At 47.7% G+C, this 21,965-nt stretch carries 20 protein-coding genes and 1 pseudogene; 20 read left to right on the top strand and 1 reads right to left on the bottom strand.

Annotation, left to right across the window (positions count from 1 at the left end; translation table 11 throughout):
• Window positions 1-232: 232 nt before the first annotated feature.
• The 20 genes and pseudogenes from NR121_RS20810 to NR121_RS20720 all read left to right on the top strand — a co-directional run bounded on the left by NR121_RS20810 (window position 233) and on the right by NR121_RS20720 (window position 21,323).
• Entirely contained in the window at window positions 233-688 is a 456-nt protein-coding gene (locus NR121_RS20810) for a helix-turn-helix domain-containing protein (RefSeq protein ID WP_256831864.1), read from the top strand.
• 91 nt (window positions 689-779) lie between these two features.
• Window positions 780-1,166 (top strand): hypothetical protein, encoded by a 387-nt coding sequence (locus NR121_RS20805; RefSeq protein WP_256831862.1) that lies wholly within the window; start codon window positions 780-782, stop codon window positions 1,164-1,166.
• A complete protein-coding gene (locus NR121_RS20800; protein ID WP_062410411.1) occupies window positions 1,138-2,160 on the top strand; it encodes a LacI family DNA-binding transcriptional regulator in 1,023 nt (340 codons plus the stop codon). Before NR121_RS20805 ends, NR121_RS20800 begins: the two co-directional genes overlap by 29 nt.
• Before the next feature lie 133 nt (window positions 2,161-2,293).
• Window positions 2,294-3,634, top strand: coding sequence for an ABC transporter substrate-binding protein (locus tag NR121_RS20795; RefSeq protein WP_062410412.1), 1,341 nt, complete (start codon window positions 2,294-2,296; stop codon window positions 3,632-3,634).
• A gap of 46 nt (window positions 3,635-3,680) precedes the next feature.
• A complete protein-coding gene (locus tag NR121_RS20790) occupies window positions 3,681-4,553 on the top strand; it encodes a carbohydrate ABC transporter permease (protein WP_062411114.1) in 873 nt (290 codons plus the stop codon).
• Complete coding sequence (locus NR121_RS20785; RefSeq protein WP_137671053.1) at window positions 4,550-5,437, top strand: carbohydrate ABC transporter permease; 888 nt, start codon at window positions 4,550-4,552, stop codon at window positions 5,435-5,437. The genes NR121_RS20790 and NR121_RS20785 overlap by 4 nt, the downstream gene beginning before the upstream one ends.
• A 43-nt stretch (window positions 5,438-5,480) precedes the next feature.
• On the top strand, window positions 5,481-6,818 hold the full coding sequence (gene melA / locus NR121_RS20780) for an alpha-glucosidase/alpha-galactosidase (protein WP_062410413.1): 1,338 nt from the start codon (window positions 5,481-5,483) through the stop codon (window positions 6,816-6,818).
• Window positions 6,819-7,157: 339 nt separating this feature from the next.
• The gene (gene ppc / locus NR121_RS20775; RefSeq protein WP_062410414.1) at window positions 7,158-9,944 is read left to right on the top strand and encodes a phosphoenolpyruvate carboxylase; all 2,787 of its coding nucleotides are present in this window, start codon (window positions 7,158-7,160) and stop codon (window positions 9,942-9,944) included.
• A gap of 410 nt (window positions 9,945-10,354) precedes the next feature.
• Window positions 10,355-10,921, top strand: a complete 567-nt coding sequence (sigW, locus tag NR121_RS20770; protein ID WP_062410416.1) for an RNA polymerase sigma factor SigW — start codon at window positions 10,355-10,357, stop codon at window positions 10,919-10,921.
• A gap of 76 nt (window positions 10,922-10,997) precedes the next feature.
• The gene (locus NR121_RS20765) at window positions 10,998-11,609 is read left to right on the top strand and encodes a zf-HC2 domain-containing protein (RefSeq protein ID WP_054819463.1); all 612 of its coding nucleotides are present in this window, start codon (window positions 10,998-11,000) and stop codon (window positions 11,607-11,609) included.
• Window positions 11,610-11,745: 136 nt separating this feature from the next.
• Window positions 11,746-12,549 (top strand): diadenylate cyclase CdaA, encoded by an 804-nt coding sequence (gene cdaA, locus NR121_RS20760; RefSeq protein WP_054819462.1) that lies wholly within the window; start codon window positions 11,746-11,748, stop codon window positions 12,547-12,549.
• 1 nt (window position 12,550) lies between these two features.
• The gene (locus tag NR121_RS20755; RefSeq protein WP_256831860.1) at window positions 12,551-13,828 is read left to right on the top strand and encodes a CdaR family protein; all 1,278 of its coding nucleotides are present in this window, start codon (window positions 12,551-12,553) and stop codon (window positions 13,826-13,828) included.
• Window positions 13,829-14,029: 201 nt separating this feature from the next.
• Window positions 14,030-15,370 (top strand): phosphoglucosamine mutase, encoded by a 1,341-nt coding sequence (glmM, locus tag NR121_RS20750; RefSeq protein ID WP_256831859.1) that lies wholly within the window; start codon window positions 14,030-14,032, stop codon window positions 15,368-15,370.
• Window positions 15,371-15,886: 516 nt separating this feature from the next.
• Window positions 15,887-17,716 (top strand): glutamine--fructose-6-phosphate transaminase (isomerizing), encoded by a 1,830-nt coding sequence (glmS, locus tag NR121_RS20745; protein ID WP_062410419.1) that lies wholly within the window; start codon window positions 15,887-15,889, stop codon window positions 17,714-17,716.
• A gap of 648 nt (window positions 17,717-18,364) precedes the next feature.
• Window positions 18,365-18,847, top strand: a complete 483-nt coding sequence (locus NR121_RS20740; protein ID WP_256831857.1) for a DUF2975 domain-containing protein — start codon at window positions 18,365-18,367, stop codon at window positions 18,845-18,847.
• 10 nt (window positions 18,848-18,857) lie between these two features.
• Complete coding sequence (locus NR121_RS20735; RefSeq protein WP_111614371.1) at window positions 18,858-19,079, top strand: helix-turn-helix domain-containing protein; 222 nt, start codon at window positions 18,858-18,860, stop codon at window positions 19,077-19,079.
• Between the two features lie 302 nt (window positions 19,080-19,381).
• Window positions 19,382-20,170 (top strand): DUF817 domain-containing protein, encoded by a 789-nt coding sequence (locus NR121_RS20730; RefSeq protein ID WP_256831855.1) that lies wholly within the window; start codon window positions 19,382-19,384, stop codon window positions 20,168-20,170.
• A 100-nt stretch (window positions 20,171-20,270) separates the two neighbouring features.
• Window positions 20,271-20,369 (top strand): annotated as a pseudogene (locus NR121_RS25395) (putative iron-sulfur cluster-binding metallochaperone); the annotation flags it as partial.
• A gap of 190 nt (window positions 20,370-20,559) precedes the next feature.
• Window positions 20,560-20,838 carry an ArsR/SmtB family transcription factor gene (locus tag NR121_RS20725; RefSeq protein WP_054820346.1) on the top strand — a complete coding sequence of 93 codons (279 nt, stop codon included), beginning with the start codon at window positions 20,560-20,562 and terminating at the stop codon, window positions 20,836-20,838.
• Window positions 20,839-20,939: 101 nt separating this feature from the next.
• Window positions 20,940-21,323: a VOC family protein gene (locus tag NR121_RS20720; protein ID WP_054820345.1), complete on the top strand. Its 384-nt coding sequence runs from the start codon at window positions 20,940-20,942 to the stop codon at window positions 21,321-21,323.
• Window positions 21,324-21,613: 290 nt separating this feature from the next.
• Here the strand turns inward: NR121_RS20720 and NR121_RS25390 are convergent, their stop codons facing one another.
• Window positions 21,614-21,760 (bottom strand): integrase core domain-containing protein, encoded by a 147-nt coding sequence (locus NR121_RS25390; RefSeq protein ID WP_375162532.1) that lies wholly within the window; start codon window positions 21,758-21,760, stop codon window positions 21,614-21,616.
• Window positions 21,761-21,965: the final 205 nt, after the last annotated feature.

Here is a 21,965-nt window from a genome sequence, read left to right as displayed (position 1 = left end):
AACTCCGCTAGTGTCCAAGACTTCTGTTCCATTTCAGGCTTTCTCCTTTCCCCTCAGGCTGTTTAGTGCTTGTTTCTGAGGTTTGAGGTAAGCTTAAAACAGGATAGGCAGGATTGTAAATTCCTTTCGTTTTATAGTAAAAAGAGAAGGGTTAGTCTACGTAAAATGAAGCGAAAATATATTTAAATTTCGTTTTGACGTAAATTTCAAATTGAAGTGGGGGTGTTAAAAATTGCAGTATCCGCTAATTTATGCGATTGGCAAAAAAATTAGGGGACTCCGAAAGCAGCAATATGGTTGGACCCTTGACGAACTGAGTAAAAAAACAAATCTATCTACGGGGAATTTGTCGGATATAGAGAGCGGTCATAAAAAACAAGATATTAGACTTTCAACATTGATTTTACTTGCCGAGGCTTTTAAGATAGATGTAGTAGATTTAATACCTAAAAATTTGTCGGAACCTAAAGAAAGTGAATTACATGAATGGTACGAACATGACTATGACTTATGGGAGTTATCACATAATATAACTTTACCGGGTCAAAAAATTGATGGGATTGAAATCACTTCGAGTGAAGCCAAGCAAATCGTCAACTTTGCACGTTTTCTTGTTCTTCAACGCGAGGAAAAGTCCGAAGAAATTTTGAAGAAGGTTACTGAATTCATAAAGCAAAGGGAAGAATAAATTTCCGAGTAGTATTAGTCTGGATAAGCGGTATAATGATCTGTAATTGCGGGTCATTGCTGGGGACGGATTGGGGACGAAATTCAGCAAAATGCTGAAAAATGAAGCAGCAGCGAGCCTAAAATCCAATTCCAAGAATGCAGTAATAACAAGGCTTGGCGGAATTGTGCATAAAAGAGGGGAGGCCCCCGGTCAGCCTTCCAAGCTGGTAGCGTGGGTTCGATTCCCATCACCCGCTTACGTAATGCAAAAAGCTTCTGACACTTCAAGTGCCGGAAGCTTTTTGCATTTTTTAATATTTTCATCGACAATTGTGAGAAATATCGCTTTCATTTCAGAAAATTTTCAGGAAATTTCTCGAAAAAATATGTTGATAATTACTAAAATACAGAATATAATATCAGTAAAGATGAGAAGAAATATAAAAATTTTCACTGCTGGGGGAACCTATGAAAGTTACGCTAAAGGACATCGCTGAAAAGGTCAATGTTTCCATATCCACGGTTTCAAGGGTATTAAATGATGGCCCGCATGGGGTTGAGGATGCGATGCATTTGCGTATTCTCCAGGTTGCCGAAGATTTAGGTTACCGGCGGGTGAAAAAAACTGAGCAAATTCGCAAGAAAATTTCAGAAAAGCAAATCGGTCTCATTATTAACAAAATGAAAGATAAATACCATGACCCCTATTTTTCTGAGTTGATTTACGGAGTAGAACGGGAATTGCTGGATCAGGGGTATACCTTGGGCTTTACATACGACGCTCAGGATCTGAACAATATGAGTGTGGTGGATGAAATTCAAGCAAACGATTACGGAATCATTTGCATTGCGACCACGACCGAGCTTTTAGAGTTGTTATCCAAAAAAGTGCAATACATCATCAGTGTCGGGGGTACCCCTGAATTGGATATCGATTATGTCACCGTTGATTTTGAGAAGGGAGCAAGACAGAGTGTAGATCATCTGCTCCGTTTGGGGCATAAGAAGATCGCTTATATCGGTTCAAGCTCATTCCAAAACAGCGTCTCGCTGGAAAAAGAACAGCGGTTTCTGGGGTACAAGAATGCCTTGGAGGAACAAGGGATTGCACTTCATAAAGAATGGATCGCAGATGGGCAATTTACGATTGGCGGCGGCTACGAGGCGATGAAACAAATTCTTATGGCCAAGGATCGTCCTACGGCTTTGTTTACGGCCAGTGATCAGATGGCTCTGGGAGCCTATCGGGCCATACAGGAAGCGGGATTAACGATCCCCGGAGATATAGCCGTCACCTCCTTTGATGATATCGAAATGTCTCAGTTTATGCATCCGCCGTTGACCACGGTTAAAGTGGATAAAGAAGAACTGGGCCGAATTGCCGTCAAGTTGTTCATTCAGCGGATCGAAGGCTCTTTGCCGCTGCCGATGGCGAGCTATCTTCCAACGAAGTTGATCGTTCGTGAAAGCTGCGGATTTTCATCTAAATAGCTGCATTTAGCTTGAAAGGGGTGATGAAACCGTTATTATCCGTTTGGCTGGACATAAGGGTTTGCTTTGCTCGCATTACGCTTTGGTGTAAAGTCTTAAGGGTTGACTAATGAAGTGAAAGGTGAGGGGACAGATGAAAACAACTTTTCGCAAATTGGTTTATGGCGGGTTAACTGCGGCCCTGTCTGCGGCTATGCTGGCTGGTTGTGCGGCCGAGAAAACACCCGCTTCACAGAGTGACGGGAATTCGAAAACCAACGGGCAGGCTTCAGGCAGTAAAGAAACGATTGAATTTGTTTATTGGGCAAGTGCAGGTGGTGAAGAGGAAGGCTTTAGAAGTTTAATTGCCGATTTCGAAGCCAAGCACCCTGATATCAAAGTCAATGCGCAGCAGGTTCCGTCTCCGAGTCAGGGGGATTATTACACGAAAATCCAAACGAGAATCGCCGGGAACAGCTCACCGGATGTGTTCCGGGTCCAATACCAGAAGATAGGGGAGTTTGCCGGCCAAGATGCCTTATTAGATGTAACGGATACGTTCGCCAAGGATAAGGAGAATTTTAATCAAAGTCTTTTGACAGCGGTTACATTCGGGGATAAGATCTACGGTCTTCCTCATCAAACGGATACATTAGCCGTTTTTTATAATAAAACCTATCTGGATAAGCTGGGCATCAAAGCCCCGGACAAAATAGAGGAAGCCTGGACCTGGGAACAGCTTTTGGATGTGGCCAAGAAGCTGCAGGATCAAAAGCTGGCTACCTATGGTATCGCTGTCAACTGGTCTGCCTCATCGGCTTATCGTACATTGCCGTATTTCTTCCAGAATGGAGCATCCCTTGTAACGGAAGATTTGAAGAAAGGAAATATAGACACGCCCGAAGCCATCGAGACGTTCAAGTTCCTGCAGACCATGTTCAAAAACTATATGTCTCAAGGCAACAGCATGAAGGGAACCGATGATTATAACCTTCTGTTTACAACGGGAAAAGCCGGTTTACTGATCAACGGGAACTGGATGATTCCGAGGTGGGAGAAGGAAATGAAAGATTACGAATGGGGAGTTACCTTTATGCCTCGCAAGAAGTCTATGGCTTCCGACTTGGGCGGCAATGCGTTAGCGATCCCGGTGAACAGCAAGCATCCTGAAGCGGCCAAGAAGTTCCTGGCCTTTATGGGTGAGAAAGAAAACATGAAGAAGTTCGTTGAGAAGGGCTTGTTCCTGCCCGGCCGAACGGATATCGAGGGTCCGTTTAACTACAGTGTTAAAGACCCGTCGATGATGAACAAGTTTATTGAACAATCCAAAACGGTGCCTAAAGCGATGGCCAACACGGTGACTCTCAACAGCTTCGCGAAGCTCAATCAAGCGCTGGCAGACTCGTTGGAAGGTTTATTCGCACAGGGAGTATCTCCTGAGCAAACGGCTCAAACGTTGAATAAGAAGGTCAATGATATTTTAAGCGGTAAATAGTTTATGAAGTAAATATTCAATAGGGGGGCTAACGGTGCCTGGTCTGATGAGTTGGTATCAAAAACGTTCGATAAAAATAGCACCTTACCTATTTATTGCGCCGAACATACTCTTGTTCCTTGTGTTTATGATTTTTCCGATCTTATTCACCTTTTACATCAGTTTTCACAAGTGGACGATTTTGGGGAAGCCGGATTTTGTGGGCTTGGGCAACTACTATCAGTTATTGACGGACAACGTTTTTTGGATCTCGCTTTGGAATACGCTCTATTATACGCTAGGCACCGTTCCCTTTAGCATGGCTTTAGGTTTGGCCGGGGCGATTTTGCTCAACCGCAAGATTCCTCTGCGTGCTTTCTTTCGCGGCGTGTTTTTCGCTCCTGTCGTTGTTTCCTTGGTGGCTACCGGCTTGATCTGGTCATGGATGTATAATCCGAATTACGGCCTGTTTAATCATCTGCTGCAATTTGTTGGAATTGAGGGTGTCAACTGGCTTTCTTCTACTACCTGGGCTATGCCCGCTGTGATCATTACGACGCTTTGGGTACGAACAGGCTATTGTCTGGTGATTTACTTGGCAGGCTTGCAGGCCATTCCCGAATCCTTATATGAAGCAGCGGAAATCGACGGCGCGAACGCATGGCAGAAGTTTTGGTATGTAACCTTACCTTTGTTAAAACATACTACGACGTTCGTACTGGTCATTTCCGTGATTTACGGGTTTATGGTATTTGATCTGATCTATACGATGACCAATGGCGGCCCCGGTCATTCGACCACGGTGATTGTGCAATATATTTACCAGAAAGCATTCGTTGAAGGAGACATGGGATACGGGTCAGCGCTCGGTGCGGTTCTGTTCCTTATTATGATGGTTCTGGTTGCGATTCAATTAAGATTAGGGAGGGAGAAAGGATGAAAGCGCATGAAGTGACCGGCCTCAAGAAAAGGTCCATCCTGACTCAGTCGATTCCTAAGCTGAACCGGAATGCTGTGAAAACCAGTGCGATCTTTTTGATTCTTTGCGCGGCCTCCGTCTTATTTTTGCTTCCTTTTATCTGGATGCTTTCCACAGCATTAAAAACGCCGGCAGAAGCGGCTGGAAGCAGGATTCATATCATTCCCGAGAAGCTAATGTGGAGCAATTTCGGGGATGCGCTGAATGCCGCTCCGTTCATGGGCTACGTAGGGAACAGCTTGATTGTGGCGGTCTTCGCCGTCATCATGACGGTTTTCATTAACTGTCTTGCGGGGTATGCCTTTGCCAAATATCAATTTGTCGGCAAAACGATTCTTTTTATGATGGTCTTAAGCACCTTGATGATTCCCACGCAAATTATTATGGTGCCCAATTTCTATATCTTGAAGCAATTGGATTGGATCAATACTTACGCAGGACTCATCGTTCCGCGGGGCGCGGAGGCGTTCGGCCTTTTCCTGGCCAGGCAGTACATCATGAACATCCCCGACTCCCTCGTCGAAGCGGCGCGAATTGACGGCGCGGGTGAGTTCAAAATTTTTAACCGGATCATCTTGCCCAACGTGAAGCCCTTGATCGCCGTACTGGTCATTTTCACCTTCATGTGGAGATGGAACGATCTGATTTGGCCGCTGATCGCAGTCTCCGAGAAGAGCATGTACACCGTCCAGCTGGGCCTGGCTATGGTCAAAGGGGAGCATTACATCGATTGGACGATGACCATGTGTCTGACACTGCTTTCCATTATCCCGATCATGATCGTATTCCTGCTGTTCCAGCGCTATTTTGTCCAGGGAATGGTCAGTTCGGGAACAAAAGAATAATTAAACATAGGAGAGAGAATATCATTTCATGGGAGGAACCAACATGCCTAAGATAACAATTATTGGAGCGGGAAGCGTAGTTTTTGCAAAACGGTTGATTTCTGATATTTTATCGTATCCGGAGCTTTCGAACAGTACCTTCAGTTTAACCGATATCCACCCGGTTCGCCTGCAGACTGCGGAGAAAATGGCCAAAAAATTGGTGGAACAGTTTGGCAATCAGGCGCGGGTGGAAGCTACGCTCGATCGCAGGGCAGCCTTAACGGGTGCGGATTATGTACTGAACCTTATCCAGGTGGGCATGCATGAGGCGACGTTAAAGGATTTTGAAATTCCTAAAAAATATGGTGTAAAACAGACCATTGCCGATACGCTGGGGATTGGCGGCGTGTTCAGAGCATTGCGTACAGCTCCGGTCATGCTCGATTTCTGCCGTGAAATGGAAGAGGTTTGTCCTGATGCCCTTTTGCTGAACTATACGAACCCCATGGCCATGCTTATGCTGGCTGTGGCGAAGGCGAGATCCGTCAAGGCGGTCGGGCTTTGCCACAGCGTCCAGAATACGGCGGATGATTTGGCTTCCTATCTTAACATTCCGGTAGAAGAGCTGGATTACAAGGTGGCCGGCATTAACCATATGGCCTGGTTCCTGGAGCTCAAGTGGAAGGGAGAGGATTTGTATCCGAAGCTCTTTCAAGCGATGGAAAACGAGGAGATATTCGCAAAAGACAAGGTTCGCTTTGAAATGATGCGGCGGCTGAACTATTTTGTGACCGAATCCAGTGAGCATATGTCCGAATATACGCCTTATTTCAATAAGCGGGATGATTTGATCCAGCGTTTTGATATTCCGATTGACGAGTATATCCGCCGTAGTGAGCGAAACCTGCAGCGGTTTGAGGAAACCAGGCGGAAGATTGAAAACGGCGAATCGTTCGAGACGGAAAAAAGCCATGAATACGGCGCTCCGATCATTCACTCGATTGAAACGGGAACCGACCGTGTCATTTGGGGGAATGTCCTGAACACCAACCTCATCACTAACCTGCCGCAAAATGCATGCGTGGAAGTGCCCTGCCTTGTGAATAAGGGAGGAGTTCAGCCTTGCCATGTGGGGGACCTTCCGCCGCAGCTGGCAGCCATCAACATGACCAATATTAACGTTCAGCAGCTGACGGTTGAGGCTGTGCTTACAGGCAATGTGGATTATGTGTATCAGGCGGCTATGCTGGATCCGCATACCTCGTCCGTATTGTCTTTAGATGAAATCTGGGATATGACCAAAGAATTGTTGGACGCCCACGCGGATTTGCTGCCTCAGTTTACAAAGGGGCGGAATGTTGTGTTGAATCCGTCCGTGTCCAAGGTAGGAAGCGTCTGATCATCAAAGCTGCAAAGGGCTGCTCCTTTAAAAGGAGCGGCTCTTTATTTTATCTCCGAAGCATCGGTTCTGCGCCGTCGATGTAAAGTTTGGCGGCTGAAACAAGGAAAGATTCCTGCCGGCCGGAAACAGCATCGGATCCGCAATCTGCTCCGGGAAGCCCGGGGTTATACAGCAGATGAATTTTTCCTTGTTTCCCATCTATTGCAAGGCATCCCGGCCATGAGGCGATGATTTGAGCTTGCCGCATTCGAATTACCGAATATTCGTACTACATGGTTGAGCCCGGATGTGATAAAATAGTGGCTATGACTTGCATTGGTAGGATGGAGGGTACTCATGTCGGAATCAGCTAGTTTAATCAACAAAAACACGTCCAACAATCTGCTGCGCAGAGACGTACGGTTTCTCGGGCATATTTTGGGCGAAATGCTTGTGCATCAGGGCGGCAATGAGCTGTTTACTATTGTAGAGAAAATCAGAGAGATGAGTAAATCGCTTCGCGCCCAATATTCACCGGAAATGTATGCCGAACTTAAAAACACGATGAACGGCCTGGCGCCGGAAATCCGGTATCAGGTGATCCGCGCATTTGCTATTTATTTCCAGTTGGTTAATATTGCCGAACAAAACCACCGTATTCGCCGTAAGCGTGACTATGAGCGTACGGCGGGAGAAAGCGTGCAGCCCGGATCGATAGAGGATTCGATTCGCGAGCTGAAAAATCTTGGCATCAGCTTTGCCGAAGTGCAGGAGATGATTCAGGGCATCTCGCTGGAGCTTGTCATGACCGCGCATCCGACGGAAGCGACCCGCCGCGCGGTGCTCGATATTCATAAGCGCATTGCCAACGACGTTATGGAGCTGGACAACCCGAACCTGACGTTCCGCGAACGGGAGCAGCTGCGGGAGAAGCTTCTCGGTGAGGTCATCACCCTCTGGCAGACGGATGAGCTGCGGGACCGTAAACCTACGGTTATTGACGAAGTCAAGTACGGCCTTTATTATTTTGACGAAACCTTGTTCGACGTGCTTCCTCAAGTGTATCAGGAGCTGGAGCGCTGTCTGCACAAATATTATCCGGAAGAGTCGTGGTACGTGCCGACGTTCCTGAAATTCGGCTCCTGGATCGGCGGCGATCGCGACGGCAATCCGTCGGTTACCTCCAAGATTACGTGGCAGACGCTCACGATGCACCGGAATCTGGTCTTGAAGAAATATGAAGAGCAGCTGACCGGACTCATGCGGCACATGAGCTTCAGCAAGAATATCGTCGAGGTGACGAAAGAGCTGCTGGATTCCATTGAAAAGGACCGCAGCAACGTCATTCTTCCTCCAGATGTGGTATGGCGCAACGAGAAAGAGCCTTATCGCATTAAAGTAAAGTATATGATTCAGAAAATCCGAAATACGGCCGATCCGAACGTCGGAGAAGGGCAAAAATACAACAATCCGTCTGAGTTCATGGAAGATCTGCTGGTGATAGAACGCAGCCTGCGCAATCACTATGCCGATTTTATCGCCGATACGTATGTACGGACGATCATTCGTCAAGTCGAATTGTTCGGCTTCCACCTTGTTACGTTAGATATAAGGCAGCACAGCAAGGAGCATGAATCGGCCATGACGGAGATATTGGCCAAAATGAGCATTTGTCCGGATTACGGAGCTTTGACGGAAGAGCAAAAAATCGAGCTGCTGACAGGCATCCTGAACGATCCCAGACCGATTACATCACCGTACCTTCACTATACCGAATCGACACAGGAGTGCCTGGACGTGTATCGCGTGATCCGCAAAGCCCAGCAGGAATTCGGCCGGAGCTGCATCTCCAGTTACTTGATCAGTATGACCCAGGGGGCCAGCGATCTTCTGGAAGTGCTCGTCTTCGGTAAAGAAGCGGGGTTGTATCAGCATGAAGAGGACGGTTCGATTACCTGCACGCTGCAGTCCGTTCCCCTGTTCGAAACGATCGACGACCTGCATGCGGCCCCGGAAATTATGACGACGCTGTTCCAAATTCCTGCGTACCGCAACAGCTTGAACAGCACGAACCACCTGCAGGAAATCATGCTCGGTTATTCCGACAGCAACAAGGACGGCGGTGTGATTACCGCCAACTGGGAACTGCGCGTGGCGCTGCGCAGCATTACGGCCGCGGCCAAGCCGTTCGGCGTGAAGCTGAAGTTTTTCCATGGCCGCGGAGGTGCGCTCGGCCGCGGGGGAATGCCGCTTAACCGCAGTATCCTGGCGCAGCCTGCAGATACGGTCGGCGGCGGCATCAAGATTACGGAGCAGGGCGAGGTGCTTTCTTCGCGTTATTCGATGAAAGGCATCGCGTACCGCAGTCTGGAGCAAGCGACATCCGCGCTGATTACGAGCGCTTTGTGGGCAAAGAACCCGCAAATCAACGATGCCGAGCAAGGCTGGGAAGAAATTATGTCCAGGATTTCCGAGAAGGCGCAGCAGAAGTATCAGGATTTGATCTTCCGCGATCCGGATTTCCTGACGTTCTTCAAGGAAACGACGCCCCTTCCGGAGATTGGCGAGCTGAACATCGGTTCCCGTCCGTCCAAACGCAAGAACAGCGACCGTTTTGAGGATCTGAGGGCCATCCCGTGGGTTTTCGCGTGGACGCAGAGCCGGTATTTGCTTCCGGCCTGGTACGCTTCCGGTTACGGTTTGAACAGCTTCTATCAAGAAAATCCGGACAATCTGAAAATCATGCAGGATATGTATCAGCATTGGTCATTCTTCCGCTCGCTGATCGACAACCTTCAGATGGCGCTGGCCAAGGCGGACCTTGTGATTGCCAAAGAATACAGCAGCTTGATTCACGATCAGGGCATCGCTGAACGTATTTTCAATCTGATTCAAGACGAGTACCGTCAAACCTCGGAGCTCATTTTGAAAATTACCGGTCAACAGGAAATTCTCGACAACGTACCGGTGATTCAGGAGTCGATCCGCTTGCGCAACCCATACGTCGATCCGCTCAGCTATATGCAGGTAGGCCTCTTGTCGGAGCTTCGTTCGCTGCGGGAGCAGGGGGATGCCGATTCGCTGCTGCGTGAGGTGCTGTTGACGATCAACGGCATTGCCGCAGGCCTTCGCAATACGGGCTGATGACGTCGGCGCATACAAAATCCGGGACTTGGCATGGCCAAGCCTCCCGGATTTTTTAATCCCGCCGGAATGGATCGGATGATCCGGCACATCCGGCTACTTTTTGATACCCGAGCCTTTTTTGGATAGAATAAAAACGATTTTCATCATTATGGAACAAAGCCCGCCTGATTCTGCGGCCGTGTTCCACGGCTCATTTCCGTTTGACCGCCGCTCGATTCCGACCAAAATTCCCGAATCTGCAGCATTCTTTCACTTTCTTTTGCAGGAGACTGTACAGCGGGGCGAAGGATTTGGTATGCTTTTTACAATAGCAAGGATCGTGATTTGGAGAGAATAGCATGGTCTTTGAAGAATCCGAATTTTGACGCAGGTGGAACAGGGTCCGATTCGGAGTTGGAGGTAGGTTGGTGAATCAATTGGACACCCGGCTCGCCAAGCTGGCCCGTCAGGGAGACCGGGCGGCTTTTGCCGAATTGGTGGAGCTATATAAAGAAAAAATTTATCATCTCGCTTACCGCATGCTGCAAAATCGGCATGAGGCGGAGGAGATTGTACAAGAGACGTTCCTGAGGGTATACACGAATCTGGACCGGTTTGACGAGGAGCAGAAATTTTCCACATGGATTTACCGGATTGGTACGAATCTTTGCATTGACCGCCTTCGCAAACGAAAGGTCAATTATTCTCTGGATGCGGAGATGGGCGAAGGGGAAGGAAACGATTGGTATTCTACCCTGCCCAGCCGCGAAGAGACGCCGGACCAGCAGGTGCTGTTGTCGGAGACTCGCTCCCAGATTCGCGACAGTATAGAGACGCTGCCTGAGAAATATAAGGCGGTCGTCATATTACGGTATTTGCAGGATCTGTCCCTGCAGGAGATCAGCGAAGTCCTTTCGATGCCGGTGACGACCATCAAAACACGCTTGCACCGGGGCAGGGAATTTTTAAGAAAAAAATTGGAGCAGGTATTATAAATTTTGAAACATATGCGTTGCTCGTGCGTAATGTATTGCACAAGCTGCGTAGGAAAGATGAAAGGAGTGGCTTATAATGGATTGCAAGGAAGCCCTCCCTTTGCTGCACGAGTATTTGGACGGGGGATTAGACCGGAGGGAGTCGGCCAAGCTGAAGGAGCATTTGCTGGTTTGCGAAGCATGCCGGCGGCGTCTTCAACAGTACGAGAAGGTAGAAGCGCTTGTCCACGCCTGGCCTCCACAGCCGGTGCCGGAAGGGCTTACGGAACGGGTGATGCAAGTCCTGCCTCCCGTTCGCGAACAACATCCTTGGTATCAATGGATACGCAGGCATCCGGCGGTATCGGTGGCGGCTGTGTTTTTTCTCGTAATGATGTCGGTCTTTGTTTCCACATGGAACGATGATAAAGAACTGCTTGTCAAAGGATCAGACCTGCAATCGGTCGTCATCCAAGGGAGCACGGTCTATGTCCCCTTAGGGAAGAAAGTGGCGGGGGATCTAACGGTCGAGAACGGAGAACTCAAGGTTGACGGCGATATTGAAGGCAATATCGTTGTCATCGACGGGTCAGTTAACCTGGCCTCAACGGCGCACATCTCCGGACAAATTAAAGAAATTGACGAAGCGTTTAGCTGGATACTTTATAAAATGAATCAATGGTTCACTCTCGTATCGGGATCGAAATAGTTCATCGGTCCCAATTGTTATAAATCCTTCCTTACCGATGGTCAAAAGGGAGGGTTTTTTGCTGTAAATATGGTATGATTTAAGGAAGGGGACAATAATAGAAAGAAATCACCGCGGCAGGTTGGGGGCACACGCGATGGAGTGGATTACAGACATAGGTATTACAGATATTATAGATATATTGATTGTCAGCTATGTGATTTACCAGTTAATTCTGTTGGTCAGAGGAACACGGGCGATTCAACTGCTCAAAGGGATTCTCGTCGTCGTGGTGACTTGGGCGCTCAGTTCCTGGTTCAAGCTGAATACGCTTCAGTGGATGATGAATCAGATATTCACATTCGGGCTCGTCGGCGTCATTATCATCTTCCAGCCGGAGCTTCGCCGGGCGCTTGAACAGCTCGGACGAGGCAAACTTTTCAGCCGTACGAACGTTGAGGAGCAGGATATCAACCGGCAGATCAACGAGGTGCTGAGAGCGGTACAATATATGGCGCAGCGGAAAATCGGGGCGCTGATTGTGTTCGAACGGGAAACCGGACTGAACGATTATGTGGAATCGGGCATTCAACTCGAATCGCAGATCAGCTCGGAGCTGCTTATTAATATTTTCATACCTAACACGCCGCTGCATGACGGGGCTGTCATTATCAGCAAATCCAGGCTGATGGCTGCCGGCTGCTATTTGCCGTTGTCGGAGAATCCATTTATCAGCAAAGAGCTCGGCACTCGTCACCGGGCGGCGATTGGCATGAGTGAAGTATCTGATGCGATGTGCGTGATAGTATCCGAAGAAACGGGTCAAGTATCGCTGGCCTTGAATGGCCATGTCCTGCGGGACATTAAAGAGGATGCGCTGCTGGCCAAGCTGTTCGAGGAATTAAAGCCGAAGATGAAAATCAAGGAAAAGAGCTCCATTTGGAAATGGAGGCGACGGTAAGATGGACCAATGGTTACGCAACACGAACGTCGTAAAGGTAGTGGCCCTCGTCATCGGTATTTTGCTGTGGGCGGTCGTACGAATGGACGGCAGCTCCATTCCCGGATCGACAGGGACGGGAACGGTGGAAGAAACGATTGGGAATGTAGCGGTCACGCCCAAGTATAATGAAGATCAATTTTTTATTGAGGATATCTCCCCGGCGCAAGTTACGGTGACGATAGCAGGGAGAAGCTCTACGTTGAAGCGTGTCTTGAATTCGACCAATTATTCGGTGGAGCTGGATTTAACGAACACCGGCAAAGGGGAGCATATGGTTCCGCTGACTCCGGTAGGGTTCCCATCCAGTGTATCGGTCAAAATCACACCGGCATATGCTAAAGTGGTTGTCGATGAGAAGAAAAACAAATCGATGCCGGTGACGGTCCAGGTTACGGGGACGCCGGCGGTCGGTTTGAAGGCGGGACAGCCGGTGGTTAAACCGAAGCAGGTCACCGTAGGTGTGCCAAGCCGTATCTATGAGGCCGTGGAGTCGGTCCGGGCCGATGTGGATGTAGATAAGGCGGATTCACCGGTCACGGCCCAGGCGAAGCTGGTTGCTTATGACAAGGACGGTAAAGCGATCGAGGAGGCCATCATCAATCCTGCGGTAGTGGAAGTGGAAGTGCCTATTACAAGTCCGTTCAAGCTGGTGCCGCTGCAAGTGAAGCTGGTAGGTGAACCGCCGCCGGGCTTTGCGGTATCGGGTATTCGCCAAAGCATCGACAAGGTTACGGTGTACGGAGCTCAGGACATGCTGGATCGGCTGGAGTTCTACGAAGGGCCGCAGGTGGATCTTTCCGGGCTGAAAGAGGATAAAGAATTCACACTGCCGATTCCGCTTCGGGGCGATGTAAAGCAGATTGATCCCGGTGAGGTGACGGTGAGCGTCAGCATTGTGCCGTCCCAAACCAAAATATTGGAGTCGATTCCGCTGTCGATCATCGGTCAAAACGACGGCTTTCATACGAGTGTGCTGATTCCTCAATCAGGGCGATTGAATCTTACGGTCGAGGGAGCGCCGGACTGGATTGAAAAGCTGAAGCCCCAGGATGTGCAGGGCATTGTGGATGTGAGCAATTTGCCTCCGGGCCGGCATGAGGTACCGGTGACATGGAACTTGCCGACCTTTGTAAAGAAAGGGTCTCAGGAATATCTCAGAGCGACGGTGGAAATCAGTGCCAGGGAGGGCGATGCCTCCGCTCCTTCCGGCACCGCGAATCCTTCATCTTCACCGTAACGGTCATAGGATTTGACCCGCATACAAGGATTAGTGGATAATAAAAGGATCATTGGTTTTTTTAGTGACAGAGTAAACTTGCGGAGCTGAACCGTTTTTATTGCAAGAAAACCTGCCTCTGATCGCGGTTGCTTATCCAGTGAATGGCTTCGTTTAAGGTTTTCTTATGAAAAGGTTATTGTACTTGAGGAGAGATAAACTATGGGGAAATATTTTGGGACGGACGGCGTACGAGGGGTCGCCAATCAGGGATTGACGCCGGAGCTTGCATATAAAATCGGCCGCTGCGGCGGCTTTGTTCTTGCCGGGAGAGTGGAAAAACCGAATGTCGTGATCGGCCGAGATACGCGGATTTCCGGCCCGATGCTGGAGGCCGCGCTAGTGGCAGGGCTGCTGTCGATCGGCGCAAACGTCATCCGTCTTGGTGTCGTGACGACGCCGGCGGTTGCTTATTTGACCCGGACGCTGAAAGCGGACGCGGGAGTTATGATTTCGGCCAGCCATAATCCGGTTGAGGATAATGGCATCAAGTTCTTCGGGGCCGATGGCTTTAAGCTGTCCGATGAGACGGAGCTTGAGATCGAACGGTTGATGGATGCGGAGCTTGACGAGCTTCCGCGGCCGGTAGGCGGCGAGATTGGAACGGTTCTGGACAACGATCAGGCTAAATACATGTACCTGGATTACGTAAAATCGACGGTCGATTCTTCCTTCAAAGGCTGCCGCATCGTACTCGATTGCGCTCACGGGGCGGCCTATGAGCTTGCTCCCAAGGTATTTGAGGAACTGGGAGCCGAGGTGATCACCATCGGCGCGGAGCCGGACGGACGCAATATTAACGAAGGCTTCGGTTCGACGCATCCTGAAAAGCTCCAGAAGCTTGTGGTGGAGCGGGGCGCTCATATCGGGCTTGCCTTCGACGGCGATGCGGACCGCCTGATCGCTATTGATGAGAATGGCGAGGAAGTAGACGGCGACTATATTCTGAGCATTTGCGGACAAGCGATGAATCAGGCGGGCAAGCTGCGTCAGCAAACGATTGTGACTACGGTGATGAGCAATATCGGCTTCTTCAAGGGCATCGAGTCGCTTGGCATGAAGGCGGCCAAGACGGCTGTCGGAGACCGCTACGTCATGGAGGAAATGCGCAAAGGCGGCTATAATCTCGGCGGAGAACAGTCCGGGCACGTTATTTTCCTCGACTACAATACGACGGGAGACGGTATTTTGACTGCCCTTCAGTTGATGGATACGGTCGTGAAGTCAGGCAAAAAGTTGAGCGAGCTGAAGCAAATTATGCGCAAGTACCCGCAAACGCTGGTGAATGTACGTGTAGCCGACAAAAGCAAGCTGAAGGACAATGCCGCTGTGGAATTGGCGATACGCAAAGTCGAGGAAGAACTCGGCGACAACGGGCGCGTACTGGTCCGCCCATCTGGCACCGAATCCCTGATCCGCGTCATGGCGGAAGGACCGGACAAGGAGCAGGTGGAAGCTTACGTCCAGCAAATTGCCGAAGTGATTCAGCGGGAGTTGGCTTAATTCGCCTTTTTGCAGGAAATTTGAGTGCGTTAGACCCCCAGCCTTACGGTTTCGGGATCAGCTCCCGAATTGTGAGGCTGGGATTCTATATAAGGGCATAGTGCCGAAATAATTAATGAAAACACCATGAAAAATAGAGGTTGCACATCGATGGCAAAATGAATAAGATGGGATTATATTTATTCTGAAGAGAAAGGTGGGTAGTATATTTTGTCATACGAAGCGCCAGAACTGAGCGGCTGTTTCTGATGGTTTAAATTTCTGCGAATCCGGTCCTTCCAGTCTCGGGTACTGCCGGGATCCGTACATTTTCTTGGACAGCGCGGAAAGCAAAAGCATATCAGGGGGCGGCTCAGTTGACGAGGTGAAGGTGTTCGAAGGATTCGGCGGGGGCCTTCCGGTGATGATCCATACCGTAAGTCGAAATGCAAAACGTCCGGGCGACCGGGCGGACAAGAGTTCGACGGGATCAAGTGGAATGATTATGTGTTGTATACTGTAGGAGGTACTTATTCTATGTGTGGTATTGTTGGTTATGTAGGGAATCGTAATTCTCAAAATATATTGATTGAAGGATTAAAGAAATTGGAGTATCGCGGGTATGACTCAGCCGGTGTAGCCGTCTATACATCCGAAGGGCTTCAGGTCAAAAAATCGAAGGGCCGTCTGGCCAATCTGGAATCCAAGCTCGGAGAAACGCCGCTGAACGGAACGATCGGGATCGGACATACCCGTTGGGCGACGCACGGCAAACCGTCGGATGTCAACTCGCATCCCCATACGGACAATTCTCTTAAGTTTTCCGTAGTGCATAACGGGATTATCGAGAACTACATGGTGCTCAAAGAGGAGCTGGCGGCGCAAGGTCACGTATTCGTATCCGAAACGGATACAGAAGTGATTTCTCACCTGATTGCAAGCCTGTATGAAGGCGACATTGTCAAAGCCGTGCAAAAAGCGGTCAGCCGGATGAAAGGCGCTTATGCACTTGGGGTATTGACAGAGCATGAACCGGATAAGCTGGTTGCGGTTCGTTTATCCAGCCCGCTCATCATTGGTGTGGGTGAAGGTGAGAACTTTATCGGCTCCGATATTCCGGCGATCCTCGAATATACGCGAAATGTGTATATTTTGAATGATGGAGAAATGGCTGTTCTGACAAGAGACGGTGTCGAATTAATGACGATTGAGGGGAATTTTATTTCCCGGGAATTATTTCATGTCGATTGGGATATCGTCACCGCGGAAAAAGCCGGATACGACCACTTTATGTTGAAAGAGATCCACGAGCAGCCTAAAGCTTACCGTGACACCATGGGCTCCAGATTGGATCCGTCCGGCAAAAAAGTTGTACTGAATGAAGTCGGAATGACGCCGCAGCAGATCAAGGCAATTCGTCACGTTCATATTGTGGCCTGCGGAACGGCTTACCATGCAGGACTTGTCGGCAAATCGGTAATTGAGAAGCTGGCGCGTATTCCGGTGGAAACGGACGTAGCTTCCGAGTACCGTTACCGTGCTCCGATCATTACTCCGGAAACGTTGGTTATCGTTGTGAGCCAATCCGGGGAAACGGCAGACACGCTTGCTGCGCTCCGTGAAGCCAAACGCTGCGGTGCGCGTGTGCTGGCCATCACTAACGTAGTGGGCAGCTCGGTTGCCCGTGAAGCGGATGATGTCATTACCACTTGGGCCGGCCCGGAAATCGCCGTAGCCTCGACCAAGGCCTATACATCGCAGTTGATCGCTTTCTATTTGCTCGGATTGTACCTTGCTCAAACACTGGGTTCGCAAGACGATGCCTACATCGCGGAAGTCATCGCCGAGTTGAAAGAGCTGCCTGAGAAGGTGGAGCGTATTCTCGCTCAATCGGAGGCCATCAAGAATGTGGCGGAGCAAATCGCCACGCACGACAACCTGTTCTTCATCGGCCGCGGCCTCGATTATGCTGTAGCTCTGGAAGGCTCCCTGAAGCTGAAGGAGATTTCTTATATTCACTCCGAGGCTTATGCAGCCGGAGAGTTGAAGCACGGAACGCTGGCCCTGATCGAAGAAGGCATCCCGGTCATCGCGCTGGCGACACAGGAGGACCTGTTCGAAAAGACGGTAAGCAACATAAAAGAAGTTACGGCCCGCGGCGCGCATGTATTCGGCATCCATTCGGAAGGGCATTACGAGCTTGCCAAGGCAGTCGATGAAGTGTTCGCCATTCCCGCAACGTTGCCTCTGTTAACCCCGGCATTGTCCGTTGTGCCGCTGCAGCTGCTGAGCTACTATGCCTCACTGGCCCGCGGCAACGATGTCGACAAGCCACGGAATTTGGCAAAGAGCGTGACGGTGGAGTAGTTAGCGATATTGGGTAGTTTTTGTAGACAGCTAATAAATCCCGTCCTGGGGCAATAAAAACTGTCCAGAGACAATAAAAAATGTCCAAGAAGCCGAGCGTGGCAGGGGGTTGCCCTGATCCATGCTTGGCTTTTTCTTCTTTTTAAAGTGATACAGGGGAGAGGGGATAGGAAAAGATATTGATTTATCAAGCAGTTTCCCAATATACCCCTCCCGCTATGATTCAATTCGTCTTCTCCATTTGTTCACTCTTTATTTCCCTGGACATTTCTCAACGTTCCGTTTTCGTGCTCTGTCAACTTTTATCCTAATTTCTTCCAAAACGACGGACGCTTTTTATTTTCCTGGTATTTCGTTCCAACTAGTTCCTCAAATCCTGAAACCCCTTATGTGGCAAGGGATTGGAGGCTTTGGTGGGGCTAAAGTGGGATGGACATGAATTATTTTCTCTTGACATAGTAGAGAAATCAAAATGGGTTGATCGGTATCCTGCGGTTGGTTTGTGAGAGGGTGCAGGGGAAAGGAACAATCATTGGGCATACATTCATAAAAACAATAAAAATATAATATAATTTAATAATAAATTATTGCAAAACGATAAATTGGGCAATATAATCAAATTATCAACAAATGAGTGGGGTGCTTTCGATGAAACAAGGATCAACATTGTTTTTAAAAATAGCTGTTTTTATTATCGGAACTCCAGTTCTTGCTTTATGTATATTTGGGTTGCCTATGTTAGCTAAAGAAGTAGCAGAAAGTAATTCGGAGTCCGCTTATGTACTATATGGCTTTTTAATAGTTATATATTTATCGGCGATACCATTTTTCTTCGCTCTGTATCAGGCTTTTAAACTTTTAAGTTATATTGACAAGAAAAAAGCTTTCTCGGAATTATCTGTAAAGGCTTTAAAGAATATAAAATACTGTGCAATCACAATCAGTATCTTGTATGTGCCAGGTTTGCCATTCTTCTATATCGCTGCGAAGTTAGAAGACGCCCCAGGTATCATGCTAATCGGATTGGGCATTATTTTTGCTTCAACGATTATTGCAGTCTTTGCTGCTGTTCTCCAAAGGCTTTTACAAGAAGCCATAGATATAAAATCAGAAAATGATTTAACGATCTGAGGTGAATAACTTGGCAATTATAATCAATATTGATGTGATGTTGGCTAAAAGGAAAATGAGTGTTACAGAGCTTTCTGAGCGGGTTGGAATAACGATGGCTAATCTTTCTATATTAAAAAATGGAAAGGCAAAAGCAATTCGATTATCAACTTTAGATGCGATTTGTAAGGCTTTAGAATGTCAGCCTGGAGATATTTTAGAATACAAAAGTGACGAAGACACTCAAGGATAATGTAGTGGGGATATATTTTACAGGATATTATTGTTTTAGTTTCTATCATTGCTGTAATAATATCCATCATCAAATCAAACTTATAAAAGGGGAGTTACTCATGAATTTTACCATTCATAACATTTCTAAAGATTTCGGAAATAAAAAGGCATTAGATGATATAAATCTTCTTTAAATAGCCTTTTAAAATAGAAGAAATTATTCGGCGGTGAACCTATGTACATAACCCTAAATCTATTTAGCTACTATATTAATCAGGACTTACATATATATATCAGAAGAAAACTTTGGTGTCACAAATCATGAGAGCACTAAAACAACTCGTTCGTTTTAGTTGGGAGCAGGCCCTATCATGTTTGTTTCCTGTCGTTATTTTTGCCTCTTTGGCTTTTACAAAAATCATGCCACTTCCTTTCCTACCACGGTATGACTGGCTGCTAATCATCTGCCTTCTTATGCAGTGGTGGATGGTGCGTTCAGGGCTTGAAACACGGGATGAACTAAAGGTTATCATATTGTTCCACCTTATTGGACTTGCTCTTGAAATTTTCAAGGTAAATATGGGCTCCTGGTCTTATCCAGAGGAAGGATATTTCAAAATTTTTGGAGTGCCTTTGTATAGCGGATTCATGTACGCAAGTGTAGCGAGTTATCTTTGCCAGGCGTGGAGGAGGTTTAAGGTTGAACTGGTTAAGTGGCCACCGTTTTTGGTAGTTGTACCTCTTGCAGCTGCGATTTATTTGAATTTTTTCACCCACCATTATTGGATTGACGTTCGTTGGTGGTTATCTGGACTTGTAATTTTCGTCTTTTGGCAATCATGGGTCACATTCGAGGTTGATGGAACTCGTTACCGTATGCCACTCGCACTTTCTTTTGTGCTCATTGGATTTTTTATATGGATAGCCGAAAATATCGCAACGTTCTTTGGAGCTTGGGAATATCCAAACCAAACTGACGAATGGAGTCTCGTTCATCTAGGGAAGGTGAGTTCCTGGTTCTTATTGGTGATCGTCAGCTTTCTTATCGTAGCGACTTTAAAGCAGGTAAAGGGAAAATCGGATCCAGATACTTTGCAAAATGGATCATGAAGAATAATTTTAAGTCGATTGTCGGACATACATGAATGGGATGACCTACCTACAACTTGAAATATGTTGGGCAAGAATGGGCGAGGCCATTAAAGATATCGGTTTGTTGACCTTCGCCGCGGGAGACTTGAAAGTTCCCGTCTTTCAAAAGGATTCGGATATGGATGTCCCCGTTTGTTACTGTTTTGACTGGACGAGGGTGTGCTAAGAAAATATGTATTAGACTGAAAAATAAAGTGTTAGACATCGAAAATAAAGTTCTAGACTGGCGGCATTATTAAGCTAACTGGCAACAGTTTAATAAGAAACCATACGTTGGTTATGCCTTACAAGTAACTTTAGAGTTGCTTATCTTGACAAGCAACTGTAGGGTTGCTTATAATCGATATATGAATTGGGACAAAGACGCTATTTTCAAAGCACTTGGCGACTCGACTCGGCGGCTTATATTAGACGAACTATCCGAACGCAACGAGCTGACGTTGTATGAACTTACGGCACGTCTCATTATGAAGCACAATCTTTCTATTTCACGACAGGCGATCGCTAAACATCTTGCTACATTGGAAGATGCAGGGCTCGTAATATCAAAACGAAAGGGAAAGTATCGAGTAATTCTGTTTAACAAGGAACCACTTAAAAACTTGCTGAAAGGATGGATAGAGTAACTTTAATGATAAACTTCTGACGAATGTATGGTTTTTTCTGATTGAAACCAGTTTGTTAGAAGAGCACCAACGTCGCATATATCAAAGGAGGCAAAAGCATTATGAAAATCATTGTTACCAGTATATTCGTTCAAGATCAAGAAAAGGCATTGGAGTTTTATACAAAAATGCTGGGCTTTGTAAAGAAGCATGACGTTCCCGCAGGAAAATATAGGTGGATAACGCTTGTTTCTCCCGATGAGCAAGACGGTACCGAGCTTTTACTCGAACCGAATGACCATCCTGCTGCCAAAGAGTATCAAAAGAAGATATTTGCCGATGGCATCCCAGCAACAATGTTTGGCGTTGAAGATATTCACAAAGAATATAAACGATTAGTGGAAGAAGGCGTGAATTTTACAATGGAGCCGACAAAAATGGGCGAAGTCACAATAGCTGTCTTCGACGATACTTGCGGCAATCTTATTCAGATCGTACAGAAGTAACTGTCCTATTTTAGTAGTCTAAGCCTTTATTTTTCCGTCCTAGACTATCGCTGCTTATTGTTTTCGGGCCAGTCTAATACTTAATTAGACGGAGCTGACAACTTAAAGTGAAGCAGATTCAACATAAATCAACGAATCGAGTCTATTACTTTATATTCTCCCGATAGAGGGAACGCATTGTTCAAGCCCTGAGGCACGGCGGAGCCGTGTAATGCCCCCCGTTGTCAAGACACAATTTCGGAAAAAATAAGTTATGTCCTCCTTCGATTGTAGTGGGGGAGCGGACGCGATCAAGCGGTCCGCGCATACACTTCATCCGGCTTGGCATAACCCAACGACTGGTGCGGACGCTGGGTATGGTAAAAGCGTAGATAGGCCGTAATGGCTTTACGAAGCGCCTGAGGGTCTTCGTACTCGTTCAATAGATCTCCTCGTATTTGAGCGAACGAAAGAAACGTTCCGTACGGCTGTTGTCTCGCGCTCGGCCCTTATCATCCATAGACACTTTTACCTGGTGCTTCACCAATAAATCCAAGTAATCCGGATTCGTAAAATGACTGCCCTGATCGCTGCCTTCTCCAATGTGCTGGAGAGCTCGTAATCGATGATTTTGCGGCTGTACCAGTCGATAATCACAAAGAG

Origin of the sequence: Paenibacillus sp. Pae15, from assembly GCF_024519685.1 — a bacterium.
GTDB lineage: Bacteria > Bacillota > Bacilli > Paenibacillales > NBRC-103111 > Paenibacillus_G > Paenibacillus_G naphthalenovorans.
The sequence above is the reverse complement of the archived record's forward strand: the minus strand, read 5'-3'. Positions and strand labels throughout refer to the sequence as shown.

Excerpts from the sequence above, each read along its gene's own strand:
- NR121_RS20805 (WP_256831862.1), top strand. The coding sequence starts at position 780 with ATGCTGAAAAATGAAGCAGCAGCGAGCCTAAAATCCAATTCCAAGAAT.
- NR121_RS20800 (WP_062410411.1), top strand. The coding sequence starts at position 1,138 with ATGAAAGTTACGCTAAAGGACATCGCTGAAAAGGTCAATGTTTCCATA.
- NR121_RS20795 (WP_062410412.1), top strand. The coding sequence starts at position 2,294 with ATGAAAACAACTTTTCGCAAATTGGTTTATGGCGGGTTAACTGCGGCC.
- NR121_RS20790 (WP_062411114.1), top strand. The coding sequence starts at position 3,681 with ATGAGTTGGTATCAAAAACGTTCGATAAAAATAGCACCTTACCTATTT.
- NR121_RS20785 (WP_137671053.1), top strand. The coding sequence starts at position 4,550 with ATGAAAGCGCATGAAGTGACCGGCCTCAAGAAAAGGTCCATCCTGACT.
- melA (WP_062410413.1), top strand. The coding sequence starts at position 5,481 with ATGCCTAAGATAACAATTATTGGAGCGGGAAGCGTAGTTTTTGCAAAA.
- ppc (WP_062410414.1), top strand. The coding sequence starts at position 7,158 with ATGTCGGAATCAGCTAGTTTAATCAACAAAAACACGTCCAACAATCTG.
- NR121_RS20765 (WP_054819463.1), top strand. The coding sequence starts at position 10,998 with ATGGATTGCAAGGAAGCCCTCCCTTTGCTGCACGAGTATTTGGACGGG.
- cdaA (WP_054819462.1), top strand. The coding sequence starts at position 11,746 with ATGGAGTGGATTACAGACATAGGTATTACAGATATTATAGATATATTG.
- NR121_RS20755 (WP_256831860.1), top strand. The coding sequence starts at position 12,551 with ATGGACCAATGGTTACGCAACACGAACGTCGTAAAGGTAGTGGCCCTC.
- glmM (WP_256831859.1), top strand. The coding sequence starts at position 14,030 with ATGGGGAAATATTTTGGGACGGACGGCGTACGAGGGGTCGCCAATCAG.
- glmS (WP_062410419.1), top strand. The coding sequence starts at position 15,887 with ATGTGTGGTATTGTTGGTTATGTAGGGAATCGTAATTCTCAAAATATA.
- NR121_RS20740 (WP_256831857.1), top strand. The coding sequence starts at position 18,365 with ATGAAACAAGGATCAACATTGTTTTTAAAAATAGCTGTTTTTATTATC.
- NR121_RS20730 (WP_256831855.1), top strand. The coding sequence starts at position 19,382 with ATGAGAGCACTAAAACAACTCGTTCGTTTTAGTTGGGAGCAGGCCCTA.
- NR121_RS20725 (WP_054820346.1), top strand. The coding sequence starts at position 20,560 with ATGAATTGGGACAAAGACGCTATTTTCAAAGCACTTGGCGACTCGACT.
- NR121_RS20720 (WP_054820345.1), top strand. The coding sequence starts at position 20,940 with ATGAAAATCATTGTTACCAGTATATTCGTTCAAGATCAAGAAAAGGCA.